Consider the following 15,876-nt stretch of genomic DNA (forward strand, 5'->3'; position numbering starts at 1 on the left):
GGCAAGATGATAGAAATAAATAATGACCATAATATTATAAATGTAGACCTAGAAGACAAAATGAAGGATGCCTACCTAGATTATTCTATGTCAGTTATAGTTTCTCGTGCGTTGCCAGATGTACGAGATGGACTAAAACCAGTTCATAGAAGAATCCTATATGGTATGGAAGGTCTAGGTCTTGATCCAAATAAGCCAACAAGAAAATCAGCTAGAGTTGTTGGGGAAGTAATGGGTAAATATCACCCACACGGTGACTCTGCAATTTATGATGCCTTAGTAAGGCTTGCCCAAGATTTCTCAACTAGATATCCCCTAGCCCAAGGTCAAGGTAATTTTGGTTCTATAGATGGCGACGATCCTGCTGCTATGCGTTATACAGAAGTACGCATGTCAAAAATCGCTAAAGAAATGCTACGTGATATTAATAAAAATACCGTAGATTTTATGCCAAACTTCGATGAAGAAGAAAAAGAACCAATAGTTTTACCATCAAGATTTCCAAATCTTTTGGTAAATGGATCTTCTGGTATTGCCGTAGGTATGGCAACAAATATGGCTCCTCATAATCTAAATGAGGCCATAGATGCATCCATTGCCTATATGAAAAATCCTGAAATATCTATTGATGAATTAAATGAAATTATAAAGGGACCAGATTTTCCAACTGGTGCAAAAATTCTTGGTAGAAAAGGTATAAAAGAAGCTTACCAAACAGGTCGTGGCAAGGTAAAATTACGTGGTATTGCAGAAATAGAACCATTTAAGAAAAACCGTGAAAGAATAATTGTAACTGAAATACCTTACCAAGTAAACAAGGCAAGATTGATAGAAAAAATTGCTGACCTTGTAAAGGATAAAAAACTAGATGGCATTTCTGATATAAGAGATGAATCAGATAGAAAAGGTATGAGAATCGTTATAGAAATAAAGCGCGATTCAAATGCAAATATTGTTTTAAATAACCTTTATAAATACACTCAACTTGAAACAACTTTTGGTATTATAAATCTGGCTTTGGTAGATGGTATACCTAAAATTTTAACTTTAAAAGAATTAATTAAATACTATATAGACCACCAAAAAGAAGTTGTAACTCGTAGAACTCAATTTGACCTAGATCGTGCTAAAGCTCGTAAACATATAGTAGAAGGTTTAATAATTGCTATAGATAATATAGATGAAATTATTAAAATTATACGTTCTTCTTATGATGACGATCAAATTAAAGGCATATTCTTAGAAAGATTTGGTCTAACAGATCTACAATCTCAAGCAATTCTTGATATGAGATTAAAACGTCTATCGGGACTAGAAATTGAAAAATTAAATGCAGAAAATAAAGAACTTGCTGAAACAATTGCTTACCTACAAGGTATACTTGATTCAGAAGAAAAACTAATAGACCTAATAGAAGAAGAACTGCTTGAAATAAAAGAAAAATATGGTGATGACCGTCGTACACAAATTGTAGCTGATGAGGGAGATATAGATATCGAAGAACTTATAGAACAGGAAGATATTTTAATCACTCTAACAAACGATGGCTACATTAAACGATTGCCAGTAGATACTTATAAAGTTCAAAATCGTGGAGGCAAGGGAATTTCAGCTGCAAATACCAAAGAAGATGATTTTATCAAACGCATAATGACAACAAATACCCACGAAGACCTATTGTTCTTCACTTCATTTGGTAGGGTGTATGCCCTAAAAGGATATGAAATTCCAGAAGGATCTAGAACTAGCCGCGGACAAGCTATAATAAATATATTGTCCCTAAATTCAGGTGAAAAAATTACAGAAATAATGCCGCTTTCTGTTTTAAGTGAAGATGATCAGATAGTACTTCAAACAAAAAATGGTAAAATTAAGAAAACTGATGCAAATAACTTCACTTCTATTCAAAGAAATGGAATTATTGCAATTGGTCTAGAAGATGGAGATAAATTAATATCTGCCCGCCACATAGACAAAGAAGAAGAACTAATAATTTCAACCAAAGATGGTATGACAATTCAATTTAATACAGCTGATGTAAGAAGTATGGGTCGTCAAGCTAGAGGTGTTCGTGCAATAAAATTAAATAAAGATGATGAAGTAGTAGCAATGAATATTAAGGGAGATGAAACTTACCTGCTAGTTGTAACAGAAAATGGCTTTGGTAAGAAAACATCCTTTAACAACTTTAATAACCAAAATAGGGGTGGAAAAGGAATCAGATGCCACAAAGTTACAGAAAAAACAGGTTGCGTAGTAGATACTCTACCAGTAGACTTAGACGATGATGTATTGATGGTATCCCTAAATGGTGATATGATTAGGATAACGGCAAAAGATATATCAACCACAGGTAGAAATACTATGGGAGTCACCCTTAAAAATCTTAAGGATGAGTCAGACAAAATCGTATCAGTAGCAAAATATGATGCCAGCCTTGGCGTAGAAGTAGAGGAAGAAAATGTTTGATAAAAAAATAGTAAATGAAGATAATCTTCAAACCATTAACCTTATTGGCGATTTAGATGTATACTCAGAAGATGAATTTAAAACTTTTATAAATGAAGAAATTGATCCAAATAAAAATATTACAATAGATTTAAAAGATTTGGACTATATAGATTCAACAGGACTTGGTATGTTTATGAACATTTACAAAATGCTAAATGACAATAATAAAGAAATCAAAATCATAAATGCTAAAGATAATATTAAAAAACTATTTAGAATAACTGATTTAACAGATCTATTTGATATGGAGTAGAAGATGGAGAAAATCAGCATAACAATTCCACCCAAAAAACTTTATATAAAATCAATCAGACTTTTTACTGCATCCCTTGCCAGTGACCTAGGTTTTAATATAGAAGAAGTAGAAGATTTAAGAGTAGTTTTAAGTGAAGCTATCAACTATAAATTATCTGATACAGACGTAACTATAGAGTTTCTCCCAGAAGAAAAAAACTTAGAAATCAAAGTCTTAGGTAAGGACAAAAGTCTAGATGAACGTGCGCTTAATATGCGTGACTTGATTTTAAAAGAACTAGCAGATGAAGTTGATATAAGTGATGGAGCAATTAAAATCATAAAAAGGGCTAGATAATGACAACTAATAAAAAGCCAGACAAAAATGATAAAGAATACAAGGAAGAAATAAAAAGAAAATTTGAAGAGTACTACGAAACTCGCGATAAAAATCTCCGTGATGAGCTAATAGAAGAGCATATGTATATAGTAGATATCCTTTCCAATAAATATGTAGGAAAGGGTATAGAAAAAGAAGATCTTTATCAAGTAGCAAGTCTTGGTCTTATCTTTGCAGTAGAAAGATTTGATCCAAATAAAGGCTACGAATTTTCTTCCTTTGCAACTCCAACAATTATGGGAGAGTTAAAACGTTACTTTAGAGATAAAGGTTGGGTAATAAGAGTCCCTAGACGCATCCAAAACCTTTATAAAAAGATAAATAATGCCAAAAAAGTATTGCCCCAAGAACTTCAAAGGACACCAACTGTAAAAGATATAGCAGATTATTTGGGAGAAGATGAAGAAACAATACTGGAAACCATGGAAGCAAGCAAAGTTTATTCTCCACAAAGCTTGGATATGAAATACCAAGTTCAAAAAGGAGAAAATTCTATAGATCTAGCTGATATGATAGGCGAAGAAGATAGAAACTTTGATTCAGTAGAGCTATCAGACCTTATAGATAAGTCAACAGCAAGGCTAAATGAACTAGAAAAAGAGATTTTACAACTAAGATATTATGAGGGCCGTACCCAAATAGATATTGCAGAAACCTTAGATATTAGTCAAATGACAGTATCTAGAATAGAAAAGAAAATACTCCAAAAATTCACCTTAGAATTAGAAAAGATGGAAACAATGTAAGACCACACAACACTACGGTGTGGTTTTTATTTGTATAGAAATCTTATAAGTTACTTTTCAAATAAAATGTTTCACGTGAAACAATAGCTAGACAAAGATAAATATTACTTCTGTTTGATAATTTAAAGACAATAGTTCTAATTGAAAAATTTTAACGAAGGATTGCAAATGATTAAAAAGTTTGATATATTATAAGTAATATAATTTATATACTGCAAGAAAGATAATATAAGATATTGCATTATAAAATTAGGAGGATGACCCATGTCTTATGACTATAGTTTTATAGGTAGTGAGATAAGAAGGATAAGAAAAAATAGGAAAATTTCTCAAAAAGATTTGGCCAATATGGTGGGTATATCTGAGGAGAGCCTGCGTAGGATAGAAAATAATCATAATAACCCTAGGATGGATAATTTTTTAGAGATTCTAGAAGTTTTGGGTATAGATTTTGAAATTATCTTAATGAATGATTGTGGCTCTTCTTGGCATCTAGTCAATGAACAAATAAAAGCCATAGACAATGATTTAGAAAACTTATCCTTAAACAATTTACATACTAATATAAAAAGGCTTGAAAGTCTAAAAGACTTTATCCCAGCATCTTATCAAACCAAACTCATGCAATATATCCTCTACTACCAAGGCATCTATGAAAAAGATGTTAATAAAGACTACCTAAAATTTAAAAATTGTATGCTAAAGGCCCTAGGGATAAATGGCAAGTCTCCTAAGGAAGGCTTTAATAATACTTATTGTGATATAGAAAAACGTATCTTAATAAAATTAACAGAATTCTATTACTACAACAATGCCAAGGAAAATTCTAAGGTTATCTTAACCTGTCTACTAGAAAATGTAGATGTAAATGATAATAACTATATAGATATCTTATACAACCTTGCCAAATATAATTACATGCAAATGTCTTACACTGAAGCTATTAAAACCTGCCACAAGGCTATAGACCTAAGCTCAAAGACCAACAACTACAAGAGAATAATTTTACTTTACTATTTACTAGGTATCAGCAAATTTAAATTTAATAAAAAATCCTACAAAGAAGACATAGAAAAATCTCTTATCCTCTGTGATTTATTAAAAAAACCAGATTTAAAAATAATTATTAATCAAAGTGTAAGTAGTATCCTAGCAGAAGATTAACCCCACAAAACTGTGGGGTTACTTTTATATGAATCTTTTATATAATGTAGCTGAAAGGAAGATAGATATGAAAAGAAAGAATATTAGAAAAATTTGTATCTTATTAGTTTTGGGTATCACTGTTTTTTCAAAGGTAAGATTTCCAAACCAAGCTAATGTAGGTGTCTTTGCAAACAAACCGCCAATTGAGCCTATATCAATTTATAGTAAGGCTCCAAAACATGGATCAAATGCAGTTTACGGCAAAGCTCCTCAAATCGAACCTATTTCTATTTATTAACTTTATAACAAAATTAGCCATTATATGATAAAGACTTTGGTCTTTATCTCTTTTTTGAAAAATACCAGACTATTTTACTATGGATTGCTTCCCTTATTTCAAAATTATTTTTATATCATTCTTTCTAATAAATAGGCTTTTATATATCTAAAGATGAGGAAACTATGAAAAATTTAAAAAAATACATCTTATCCCTTACCCTAGCCATTAGCCTGGTGACTGTAAATTTAGGTCCTCCAGCCTTTGCTATTAAAAATGATGCTGGTAGTGAGCAGAGTAATCTTGAAATCTCTCCTAGTGCATTTTCCCTAGATAGTGACCAGCTTGTAGATAATTTAGAAATTGACCAAGCACCAGTTAATCCAGAATTTAACAGGCAAGAAGCTAAAGAAGAAGCAGAAAAATTTGGTTTAAATGTAGACCCTTTAAAAATTTATACTGACTATGGGTCTTTAAATGCTGAGGTACCAAATAGACAAAAAGCCTCATTTATACCAGCTTATTACGACTTGCGAAATGAAGGAAGAGTAACTCCTATGAGAGACCAGGGACCAAATGGGTCTTGTTGGGCCTTTGCCAGTTATGGTTCTGCCGAATCAGTCTTATTACCACGTGAGAATACAGATTTTTCTGAGAAAAATTTAAGAAATACCCACGGCTATGATTGGGGTCCAAAGGATGGAGGAACTTTCCAAGTATCAGCGGCTTATTTATCCAGATGGTCTGGTCCTATAGCTGAAAGAGATGAGCCATATCATCCCTATGATTTTTATTCACCAAGCGGTCTAAGACCAGTAAAAGAACTTGAAAAGGCAATGTACATACCAGATGTAAGAAACATAAATGACCAGAGAGTTCTAAAAGAAGCAATCATGGATTATGGTGCTGCCTATACTAGTGTCAATGGTAGCGAATATTATACAAATATGTACACCATGGGACATTATAATCCTGGAGATGGCTGGGCTAACCATGCTGTTACCATAGTAGGTTGGGATGATAATTATAGCGCATCAAATTTTAAATGGGGAGCACCTGGTAATGGAGCTTGGATAGTAAAAAACTCATGGGGATCTTACTGGGGAAGCCAAGGAGGATATTATTATGTATCCTACTATGATGCCCATATAGGAAAAAATAACTGTATCTTTGTCCTAAAAAATAAGGAATCTAATAAATCTATTTGGTACCACGATTACCTAGGAATGACTTCAAATATTGGTCGAGGAAATATAGGATGGTTTTCAAATGTTTTTGGTCCAGCCAATCAAAATTTAGAAATTTCAGAAGTTGGAGTTTTTGTGCCAACTAACAATGTTTCCTATGAAGTCTATGTAAATACAAATATCGGAGGCAATAGTGGTTTTAATAATAGAGTAAAAGTTGCTAGTGGAACTTTAGACTTTGCAGGCTATCAAACCATAAAATTTAGGCCTCAGCAAATACCAATGGGAGCATATTTTGCACCGATTATTAAATTTACAACAACTGGTTATCCTTATCCAATCCCGGTAGAAAAACCAATTTGGGGTTATTCTTCAAGGGCAAGCGCATCAGGTGGCCAGTCTTATATTTCCTATGATGGCTACAACTGGTCAGATATTACCAATCAAATGTATAACACCAATGTCTGTGTAAAGGCCTTTACAAAACCAAGTGGCTCATCATATATAGATGAAAAACCAATTAATAATGATAAAAAAGTCCAAAGTATAACTAGCCAAGATTATATAAATCTAAATATTGGCGGCAAAGAATATATCAAAGCCAATGTTTTACCAAAGGATGCCACAAATAAAAACTTAACTTACGCTTCATCTAATAGCTATGTAGCAAGTGTAAGTCCAAATGGTGAAGTAAGGGCCCTAAGAGAAGGAACAGCCACCATTACCATTTCAGCAACAGATGGGTCGGGAGTGACTGCTAATGTCAATGTAAAAGTGACTAAGGCGGACAATATTGCAGGCAATATTTTCAATGTAAATGTAAGTTTACCAAAAGAAAATATAAAACTTGCTCAAAATCTGCCACTAACAGTTAATGTACGAGATAAGTACCAAAGAAATCTTAAAAATGCCTTAGTAAAGGTAGATCTAGCAGGTGGAGCAAGCAAAGAAGCCTACACAGATCAAAATGGTAATTTCAAAGTTAATCTATCAACAAGTCATATAAAAGGCCCAGGAAGCTATAAGCTAAATGTAAAAGTTACAGGCGATAGCTTTGAAGATTTTACTAGTTCCTATGATGTAGAAATTACAGGTGAAGATGTTAAAAACGATAAAGGTGATTTTACCCTAAGACTTATCCTTAAAAAGGAAGAATACGAAATAGGGGAGAAAATTCCTATAAAAATCATCACTAGCCTAGATAAAGAACCTATTGGCAATAGTAGGGTTGATGTAGAAATTACTACACCAGATGGAATAATTCATAAAAACTCTGGAACGACCAAATATAACGGTATTACCACCTACAATTATTCACCAGATGCCAAGGCACCAGCAGGGGAGTACAAGGTAAAAGTTAGCGCTAGCAATGGTAATTACAAAGCTAGCGAAGAAACTAGCTTTGTAGTTAAGGAAAAAGACGATAGCCTAAAGCTATCCTATACACCTGATAGGCAAGTTTACTACTATGGCGATAGGGCAAGTATAAGATTTACCTTAAAAGATGCTAATTACCTCCTAATGGGCAATCAAAAACTTGCTATAAGAGTGACTGGACCAAATGATTTTGTCTATGATATAGAAAAAATCACTGATTATAAGGGTAATGCCAGCATGTATATACAACCAGATTCTACAATGAAGCCAGGTATTTACACTGTGGAAGTGAAGGCCAAGGATGAATCATTAGGCAAACTTGATGTTAAATTTGATATTGACTTCATAGATCCCAATAATAGGCCACTTAGCCTTGAAATTATAGATTTAAAAGATAATTTCAAACCACGTACTAGGCCAGTCTTTACGGTCCATATCAAGGATGAGAAAAATTTAAATCTAAGATATGCCAAGGTTACATTTAGCTTAGAAGATAGTAAGGGAAAAGTTTTAAGCAGGGGTTCATCTACCACAACCTATACAGGAAAATTAACTTTTACTGGACCATTCTTGAATGAAGGCGATTATAAACTAAAAGTAAGTGTAAGTAGAAATTCCTATAAGTCCATAAACGAGGAATACACCTTTAAAGTAAGTAAATAATGCGAGTGGGCTGCGTCTCCTAGCAGCCCCTAACAGTTAATTGAAAGAAGGAAAATTTGAAAAAGAAATACGTTAAAAATTTATTAGCCCTAATTATAACCGGGTCTATGATTTTTCCGGGAGATTTAGCTTTAGCTAGCAAGCGAAATGATACAAATATCTCATCAGCCGAAGAAACTCAAGAAGCAGAGCTAATTCCACAATTAGAAATAGCCCCAGACCCTACCGATATTTATGAAGACTCAGCTAGTGAAAATCAAAACCTAGAGATAAGTCCTTTATCAAAAGACTTTAAGTCAGCACAAAAATCTGGTAACAAGGTATCTCCCTTAGATATCAATTTTGATTATATAAAAACTAGAACTAGATCAAAATCTCAAAATTTACCTAAACAATATGACCTAAGAGAATATAACAGAGTATCACCTGTTAAAAATCAAGGTAAAAATGGGTCATGCTGGGCCTTTGCAACCTATGGGTCTATGGAATCAGTTTTAAGCAAATACGGTAAATTTGATTTTTCTGAAAAACACCTTAGAAATACCCATGGCTTTGATTGGGGTCCAAATGATGGGGGAAATAGAGACATTGCCGCAGCATATATGGCAAGATGGTCAGGTCCTGTCGATGAAAGAGATGATATGTATGACCCTGTAATATCTGTTTCACCAACAGATGTAGATAGGGTTTTAGATATTGATAAAGTTTTGTATTTACCAGATGTTTATAACTTTGTAGATACAACAGACATCAAACAAGCGGTTATGAAATATGGTGGTGTTTATACAACTATAAATAGCTCAAAATACTATGAAAATGAAAAGAATAAATCCTACTACAACCCAGGTGGGGGAACAGATGACCATGCTGTTACCATAGTCGGCTGGGATGATACTTTCCCAAAAGAATTATTTTCTATAAAACCAAAGGCAGATGGGGCATGGATTTGTAAAAACTCTTGGGGACCTTCCTATATGGAAAATGGATATTACTATGTATCCTATGAAGATGTTTATGCAGGTAAATCCAATGCTTGCTTTATACCTAAGAAAAAGGATCCAAATGGTCGTATCTACCAATACGACCCACTTGGAGCAACCAGATCTGTAGGTTATAACAAACAAGGTTATATGACAAACATCTTTAAGGCTGAGGGCAAAGAAACCCTCCATGAAATTGGAATTTTCAATGTAAGTATGTTTACTGACTACAAACTGTATGTTGTAAGAAATATAGAAAGAACCAGCCAATTAGATACCGAAAAAGTAGAAGTAGCTTCAGGTACTTTGCAATACCCAGGATATTATACAATTGATATTTCACATATAGACTTAGAAGAGGGCGAGCAATTTGCAGTTATGGCCTATTTGGACTCATCAAAGGCAAATTATAGGTATCCTCTAGCAGTTGAAGCAAAAATAAATAATTTCTCATCCAAGGCAGATTCTGAGCCTGGCCAATCTTTTGTATCAAGTGATGGTAAAAAATGGTCTGATTTATCAAGTGAATTAAAGGGAGCCAATGTCTGCTTAAAGGCAATCACAACAACAGGTGAAGTTTTATCTGATGATGAAATGCCAGTAGATCCAAATCTCCCAGAACCAGTTAAAGAAGTAAAAAATATTTCTGTAGCTGAAGGGGCTGGTGGACACTTAAGAATAAATAAAAAAGGAAAACTAACTCCAGTAATAGAGCCAGCAGATATAAAAGATGTAGCTATTAAAATCTACACCCTAGATACTGATGTAGTTGATGTTTCATCTGATGGAATAATCACCCCTAAAAAAACTGGAACAGCTAATATCTTAGTAGAAACAAGAGTTTCACGAGGCATTTTAAGGGCAAGATTTAACCTTGATATAATCCCAGCAGATTTACGTTATGAAAAATCAAAAGAAATACCAGTAGTAGGGGATAACGAATTATATGAAAATGGAGAAACTGATGAAGGAGAAAAATTCCCAGACCCTCCAAAACCTTATGAAGATCCATTTGTAATTAGAAATATAGCCATAAAAATCCCTCAAGCAAGTCTAAAAGAGGGAGAGACTTTAAACTTAGATGAAAAAATAAGTGTTTATCCAGATACAGCCAAAAGAGAATTTACCTTTGAGTCAAAAAATCCTGAAATAGCAAATATAGACGAAAAAGGAATCGTAACAGCCAATGCTGTAGGAAAAACAACTTTAATAGTAAAAACATCTAACGATATAAAAAAATCTATCGACATAAGAGTCTTACCAAATTTTGAAAATTATCCAGTAGAGCTAGATGGCTTTGATGTATCTCAAAGAGAAAGTGGATATTTCACTATAAATCTAAAAGCCAGCCAAAACGGAGTAGGCTACAATGGGCCAGCAACCCTTACAACTAAAGCGGGCAATGAAGAAAATGGAGTAGTTGAAAAAAAATCAACCATTTACTTTAAAAATGGGGAGGCAAGTATCACCTATCATGGTGGACAATTTGCTGTTTGGAGAACAAACTTTGAAACTAACCTTAAACTCCGTGACATAGAAGATAGCATATCCTACGAATTTTCTAAAGATAGTAAGTCAGAAGCCTTTATAAAAAAATATCCAAGCCATGTAAAAGACCTAAAACCAAAACAATATGACCTAGGTGACATAAGAGTAGGCAAAAGAGAAGGTGGATATTTTACCCTTTCCTTTGAAGCCTTTGAAGATGGCAATCCTTACACTGGCATGGGTATTGTAGAAACTACTTCTGAAGGAACAACAAGAATAAATACAGTTAATTTCACAGATGGTCAAGCAAGCATCAGATACTCTGGAGCAAATTTCGGAGTCTGGAAAAAAGATTTTGTGACTACCCTAAAGGTCGTAAACACTGAGGCAAGTGTGGCCTATGGTATGAGCAAATAATAAGTGTGGTATTTGGTAAAACTAAATATAAATAAATTTCAAGGGGGAAATATGAAAAAAAGCAAAAGTGTTGCCCTAAGTCTTGCAATTTTGATGGCAAGTTTGGCTGTAGCTCCAGGCGTAAATTCTATTGCACATGCTAGTGGTCTTGAGATCAATGAAGATACATTGATAAAAGAAAGAAAACCAGATATCGAAATAGATAAAAACGTCAGCTCTGACCAACAAAAACTAGAAATTGCAGAAGTTAGAGGAGAACTAACCAAGGCACAAAAGTCAGTTGAAGATGTAGAAGCTGCCGATGAAAAGTATGAAGAATGCTTAAAACAATTTGATGAGGCAGTAAGAACAGTAAGTCTAGAAATAGATGATTACGAGCAAAGTGTACAAAATGGATCCTTATCTCAACAAAAGGGAGTAGCTGGAGGTAGCATTTATGATTTAACAACAATTCCAGTTAGAGTCCAACTTTTAGTAAGGATAGGTAGAGCCATAAGATTTGGTAGTACTGAGTTATCAAATAAGGTTGTAGCAGCTCATACAAAATTAACCGAATATATTTTAACAGGTATCTTATACGCTGCAAACCCATTTGCAAATGAAGGCCAAATTATGGACTACATCGATAGATTTGAAGCCCTAGAACAAGAACTTTTAGCTTATCCAGACCTATCACCAGAAGATATAGCAACCATTTACAAAAAGGCTGCTTATCACAGGACAATAAGAGAGGCTCGTAAAGTAAGAAATGAAGCAAACAGAACTGGTAGAAAATTCCAAGCAAAAGTATTAGATAAGGAAATCTCAAAAGCAGCAAGCCTATGGTGGAGAATCACAGTTACTTGTGGAGAGCTAGATGCTGAGGAGGAAAAACTAATAGCTGCTATAGAAAAAGTAGCAGGTCCAAAAATAAGAGCAGAAAAAATCGAATTTATGGAAGGTGAAGCAGGGGCTATCAACATTGACAATAAAACAAAAATTAGACCTGTAATCATGCCAGCAGAAGTAAAAAACAAAGACTATTTAATTTACTCATCAAACCCATATGTTGCCCGCGTTATAGGAAATGAAATAATTCCTCTAAAAACTGGTAATGTAATCATTACTGTTATGGCCTTAGATAATGGGATTACAAAAGATTTTGAATTACAAATCCTAAATCCAGGTGAATCATCTAGCCTACCAATGCTTGAACCAACTGGAGCAAATGACCAGTATCTAACTAGCAAAGAAAGTCCAACAAAACCAGAAAAACCAGTAAATAATGATTCTGATCAAGTCAAAGATATAGCTTTTACAGTTAAATCAGTAGAAATGAAATTAGATGAAAGTTACCAACTAGGACAAAAAGTTTTAGTATTCCCAGAAAGAGCTGTGGATAAAAGTCTTACTTACCAAGTAGCTAATCCAGAAATCGCAAATATTGATGAAAACGGAAATATTACAGCCCTAAATCCTGGAACAACTGAAGTAAGTGTAACAAGTGCCAATGGCATCAAAAAAACTATAAAAGTAAATGTAGCTGATAAGCCAGTAGAAAAAACTTACGAAATTACCAACATAGAAATTTCACCAAGAAAAGCAGGAGTATTTACTATTGGAGTAGAGGCTACAGAAGATGGCAAGACCTACAATGGTCCATGTGATATCAAACTTGTCTATGGAGATAAAGCTATCAACCACAGAATTTACCTTAAAAATGGTAAGGCAAGCAAAAAATATACAGGTTTTGATATCCCAACCTGGCAAGATGAAGTATTAGCAACAGTAAACATAAAAGATATTAGCCAAGAAATCGAAATAGCATTTAATTAAAGGAGAAATAAATGAAACTTAATAAAATTTTCGCATCAGCCCTAGCTGTAACATTAACATTTGGCCACGTAGCTCCAACTTTTGCTACAAGCATTGAAATTGATACACCAGAAGAAACAACCAGCCTAAGCATGGATGAGGCAGAAGTTTACAAACAACAAATCAGATCTATGAGAGATGATGTTAACTCATTAAACATCACAGATGACCAAGACCAAGAAATGGTAGATGAATTTAACAAATCTTCCCTAGAAATAGAAGAAAATATTGACAAATCTTCCCAAGGCTTTGGAGTAGCAGATGTATACGATTTATCATCTATTCCACAAAGACTTTTAGTTTTAGGTAGAGTTGGTAGAACAATTAGATTTGCAACAACACAACTAAGATACAAGGTAGATGACGCTCACGCAGAAATCGCAGAATACGTATTTGAAGGTCTAGTAATAGCAGCTTCACCATTCCACACAGTAGATGATATGAAAGCATACATGGCAAAATTTGAAGTATTAAAAGCAAAACTTTTATCATACCCAGAAATGGGACTAAATGATACAGCAAACATGTATGTAAGAGCTGATTTAGATGTTAAATTAAACAAAGCAAGATTCATGAAATACAATGAATTAAAAAATAAACCAACCTACGTAATTAAAGCATTAGACAAAGAAGTAGCTGAAATTACAAACGGCAGACTACGTCCACAAGCTACAGTTTTAGAAATCTATCAACTATCAGATAGATTAGACCAAGCAGTAGCAATAGCCCTAAGCAATGAAGATGAAAAAGCTATGCCATATGAAATTGACCAATTAAAAGCACTTTTAGCTGACCTTAAAAAAGCAAAAAGACGTGGCGATAGCAGAAGAGAAGTTGCAGAAGCAATCGACAGAGCAAAAGAAGAGCTAGGCTACATTCGTCCATCAAAAATGAATGTAAACGGTCTAATCCAAACAATGGAAGCCCTAAGATATTAATTAAAATATCCTTCTAAGATAATTTTAAAATCCATAGCCTAGCTGTGGATTTTTTTTATACTCATTTTCTTATCAAATATTTAACTATCATTTATTAAATATATATAAAGGGTAAAATTGATAATGAATATCAAACTAGTAGACTATATTTTATACTTTAGGAGGAAAGATGAATACTTTAGATAGATACGAATTATTTATTGGAGGAGAATGGGTAAAACCAGAAAGTAGCCAATATATAGATATTATAAGTCCATCAACAGGTGAAAAACTTGGGGAATTTGCAGCGGCAAATGATAAAGACGTAGACAAAGCTGTAGCAGCAGCAAGAGAAGCTTTTGAAGGTGAATACGGTTCTTGGAGCAAAGAAAAAAGAGTACAACTACTTTTAGATATAGCAGCAAAAATTGATGCAAACGCAGAACACTTAGCAAAACTAGAGTCAATGGATAACGGTAAACCAATCCGTGAAACATTAAATGGAGATATCCCTCTAGTGGCTGACCACTTTAAATACTTTGCAGCAGTTCTAAGAGCTGATGAAGACGAAATAACAAAACTAGATGGTAGATTTGTTTCAGTTAGAAAACGTGAACCAATAGGTGTAGTTGGACAAATGATTCCATGGAACTTCCCACTACTAATGGCAGCATGGAAACTAGCACCAGCTTTAGCAGGTGGAAATACTATAGTTATTTCTCCATCAAGCCATACTTCACTTTCTATTTTAGAACTAATGAGACTTATTGAAGATATCCTACCTAAAGGAGTAATAAACCTAGTAACAGGTAAAGGTTCTGTAACAGGTGAATACCTACAACATCACCCAGGATTTGACAAACTTGCCTTTACAGGATCAACATCAGTTGGTCGTCACATAGCAGTATCTGCAGCAGAATCTCTAATCCCAGCTACTCTAGAACTAGGTGGTAAATCAGCTCACGTAATCTTTGATGATTGCGATATGGAAAAAGCAATTGAAGGAGCTCAATTAGGTATCCTATTTAACCAAGGGGAAGTATGCTCAGCAGGTTCTAGATTATTTGTTCAAGAAACAATCTATGATGAATATGTAGAAAAATTAGTAAAAGCCTTTGAAAATGTAAAAGTAGGTGATCCATTAGACCCAGAAACACAAATGGGAGCTTTAAGAGATAAACAAAGATTTGAAGTACTTGAAGAATTTATCGAAAAAGCAAAAGCAGGCGGTGGAGAAGTCCTAACAGGTGGCCATCCATTAACAGAAAATGGCCTAGACAAAGGAGCATTCTTCGCACCAACAATCCTTGCAAATCTTCCAGCAGACAATGACGCAGTCCAAGAAGAAATCTTTGGACCAGTAGTAGTTGTAGAAAAATTCAAAGACGAAGAAGACGTAATCAAAAAAGCAAACGACAGTAAATACGGTCTAGCAGGCGGTATCTACTCAAATGATATCTACAGAATCATGAAAGTAGCAAACGGTGTAAGAACAGGAAGAGTTTGGGTAAACACCTACAACCAATTCCCAGCAGGATCATCATTTGGTGGCTACAAAGAATCGGGAATCGGTCGTGAAACAGACAAACTTGCTTACGAAGCATACACACAAGTTAAAAATATTATAATAGACGCATCACAAGATAAACTTGGTATGTTTTGATAAAAATAGGTAATAA

Annotated in this window: 11 protein-coding genes; all 11 read left to right on the forward strand. The window is 34.0% G+C overall.

Annotated elements, in window-relative coordinates; all coding sequences use genetic code 11:
* Window positions 1-6 precede the first annotated feature (6 nt).
* Window positions 7-2,469 carry a DNA gyrase subunit A gene (gene gyrA / locus DY249_RS07915; protein WP_115595781.1) on the forward strand — a complete coding sequence of 821 codons (2,463 nt, stop codon included), beginning with the start codon at window positions 7-9 and terminating at the stop codon, window positions 2,467-2,469.
* Entirely contained in the window at window positions 2,462-2,764 is a 303-nt protein-coding gene (locus tag DY249_RS07920; protein WP_115595782.1) for an STAS domain-containing protein, read from the forward strand. The genes gyrA and DY249_RS07920 overlap by 8 nt, the downstream gene beginning before the upstream one ends.
* Before the next feature lie 3 nt (window positions 2,765-2,767).
* A complete protein-coding gene (locus tag DY249_RS07925; RefSeq protein ID WP_115595783.1) occupies window positions 2,768-3,103 on the forward strand; it encodes an ATP-binding protein in 336 nt (111 codons plus the stop codon).
* Window positions 3,103-3,891, forward strand: coding sequence for a SigB/SigF/SigG family RNA polymerase sigma factor (locus DY249_RS07930; RefSeq protein ID WP_115595784.1), 789 nt, complete (start codon window positions 3,103-3,105; stop codon window positions 3,889-3,891). Before DY249_RS07925 ends, DY249_RS07930 begins: the two co-directional genes overlap by 1 nt.
* A 264-nt stretch (window positions 3,892-4,155) precedes the next feature.
* Window positions 4,156-5,055: a helix-turn-helix domain-containing protein gene (locus DY249_RS07935; protein WP_115595785.1), complete on the forward strand. Its 900-nt coding sequence runs from the start codon at window positions 4,156-4,158 to the stop codon at window positions 5,053-5,055.
* Between the two features lie 67 nt (window positions 5,056-5,122).
* Entirely contained in the window at window positions 5,123-5,335 is a 213-nt protein-coding gene (locus tag DY249_RS07940) for a hypothetical protein (protein WP_147291906.1), read from the forward strand.
* 164 nt (window positions 5,336-5,499) lie between these two features.
* The gene (locus tag DY249_RS07945; RefSeq protein ID WP_115595787.1) at window positions 5,500-8,541 is read left to right on the forward strand and encodes a lectin like domain-containing protein; all 3,042 of its coding nucleotides are present in this window, start codon (window positions 5,500-5,502) and stop codon (window positions 8,539-8,541) included.
* 56 nt (window positions 8,542-8,597) lie between these two features.
* Window positions 8,598-11,426: a lectin like domain-containing protein gene (locus tag DY249_RS07950; protein ID WP_115595788.1), complete on the forward strand. Its 2,829-nt coding sequence runs from the start codon at window positions 8,598-8,600 to the stop codon at window positions 11,424-11,426.
* A gap of 51 nt (window positions 11,427-11,477) precedes the next feature.
* Window positions 11,478-13,241 carry a CAMP factor family pore-forming toxin gene (locus tag DY249_RS07955; protein WP_115595789.1) on the forward strand — a complete coding sequence of 588 codons (1,764 nt, stop codon included), beginning with the start codon at window positions 11,478-11,480 and terminating at the stop codon, window positions 13,239-13,241.
* Between the two features lie 11 nt (window positions 13,242-13,252).
* Window positions 13,253-14,218, forward strand: a complete 966-nt coding sequence (locus tag DY249_RS07960; protein WP_115595790.1) for a CAMP factor family pore-forming toxin — start codon at window positions 13,253-13,255, stop codon at window positions 14,216-14,218.
* A gap of 169 nt (window positions 14,219-14,387) precedes the next feature.
* Entirely contained in the window at window positions 14,388-15,860 is a 1,473-nt protein-coding gene (locus DY249_RS07965) for an aldehyde dehydrogenase family protein (RefSeq protein ID WP_115595791.1), read from the forward strand.
* Window positions 15,861-15,876 lie beyond the last annotated feature (16 nt).

The organism is Anaerococcus octavius, assembly GCF_900445265.1.
Lineage (GTDB): Bacteria > Bacillota > Clostridia > Tissierellales > Peptoniphilaceae > Anaerococcus > Anaerococcus octavius.

Bases quoted from the DNA above. Each gene is read 5' to 3' on its own strand.
- DY249_RS07920 (WP_115595782.1), top strand. From the start codon at position 2,462: ATGTTTGATAAAAAAATAGTAAATGAAGATAATCTTCAAACCATTAAC.
- DY249_RS07945 (WP_115595787.1), top strand. From the start codon at position 5,500: ATGAAAAATTTAAAAAAATACATCTTATCCCTTACCCTAGCCATTAGC.
- DY249_RS07955 (WP_115595789.1), top strand. From the start codon at position 11,478: ATGAAAAAAAGCAAAAGTGTTGCCCTAAGTCTTGCAATTTTGATGGCA.
- DY249_RS07935 (WP_115595785.1), top strand. From the start codon at position 4,156: ATGTCTTATGACTATAGTTTTATAGGTAGTGAGATAAGAAGGATAAGA.
- DY249_RS07960 (WP_115595790.1), top strand. From the start codon at position 13,253: ATGAAACTTAATAAAATTTTCGCATCAGCCCTAGCTGTAACATTAACA.
- DY249_RS07925 (WP_115595783.1), top strand. From the start codon at position 2,768: ATGGAGAAAATCAGCATAACAATTCCACCCAAAAAACTTTATATAAAA.
- gyrA (WP_115595781.1), top strand. From the start codon at position 7: ATGATAGAAATAAATAATGACCATAATATTATAAATGTAGACCTAGAA.
- DY249_RS07940 (WP_147291906.1), top strand. From the start codon at position 5,123: ATGAAAAGAAAGAATATTAGAAAAATTTGTATCTTATTAGTTTTGGGT.
- DY249_RS07965 (WP_115595791.1), top strand. From the start codon at position 14,388: ATGAATACTTTAGATAGATACGAATTATTTATTGGAGGAGAATGGGTA.
- DY249_RS07930 (WP_115595784.1), top strand. From the start codon at position 3,103: ATGACAACTAATAAAAAGCCAGACAAAAATGATAAAGAATACAAGGAA.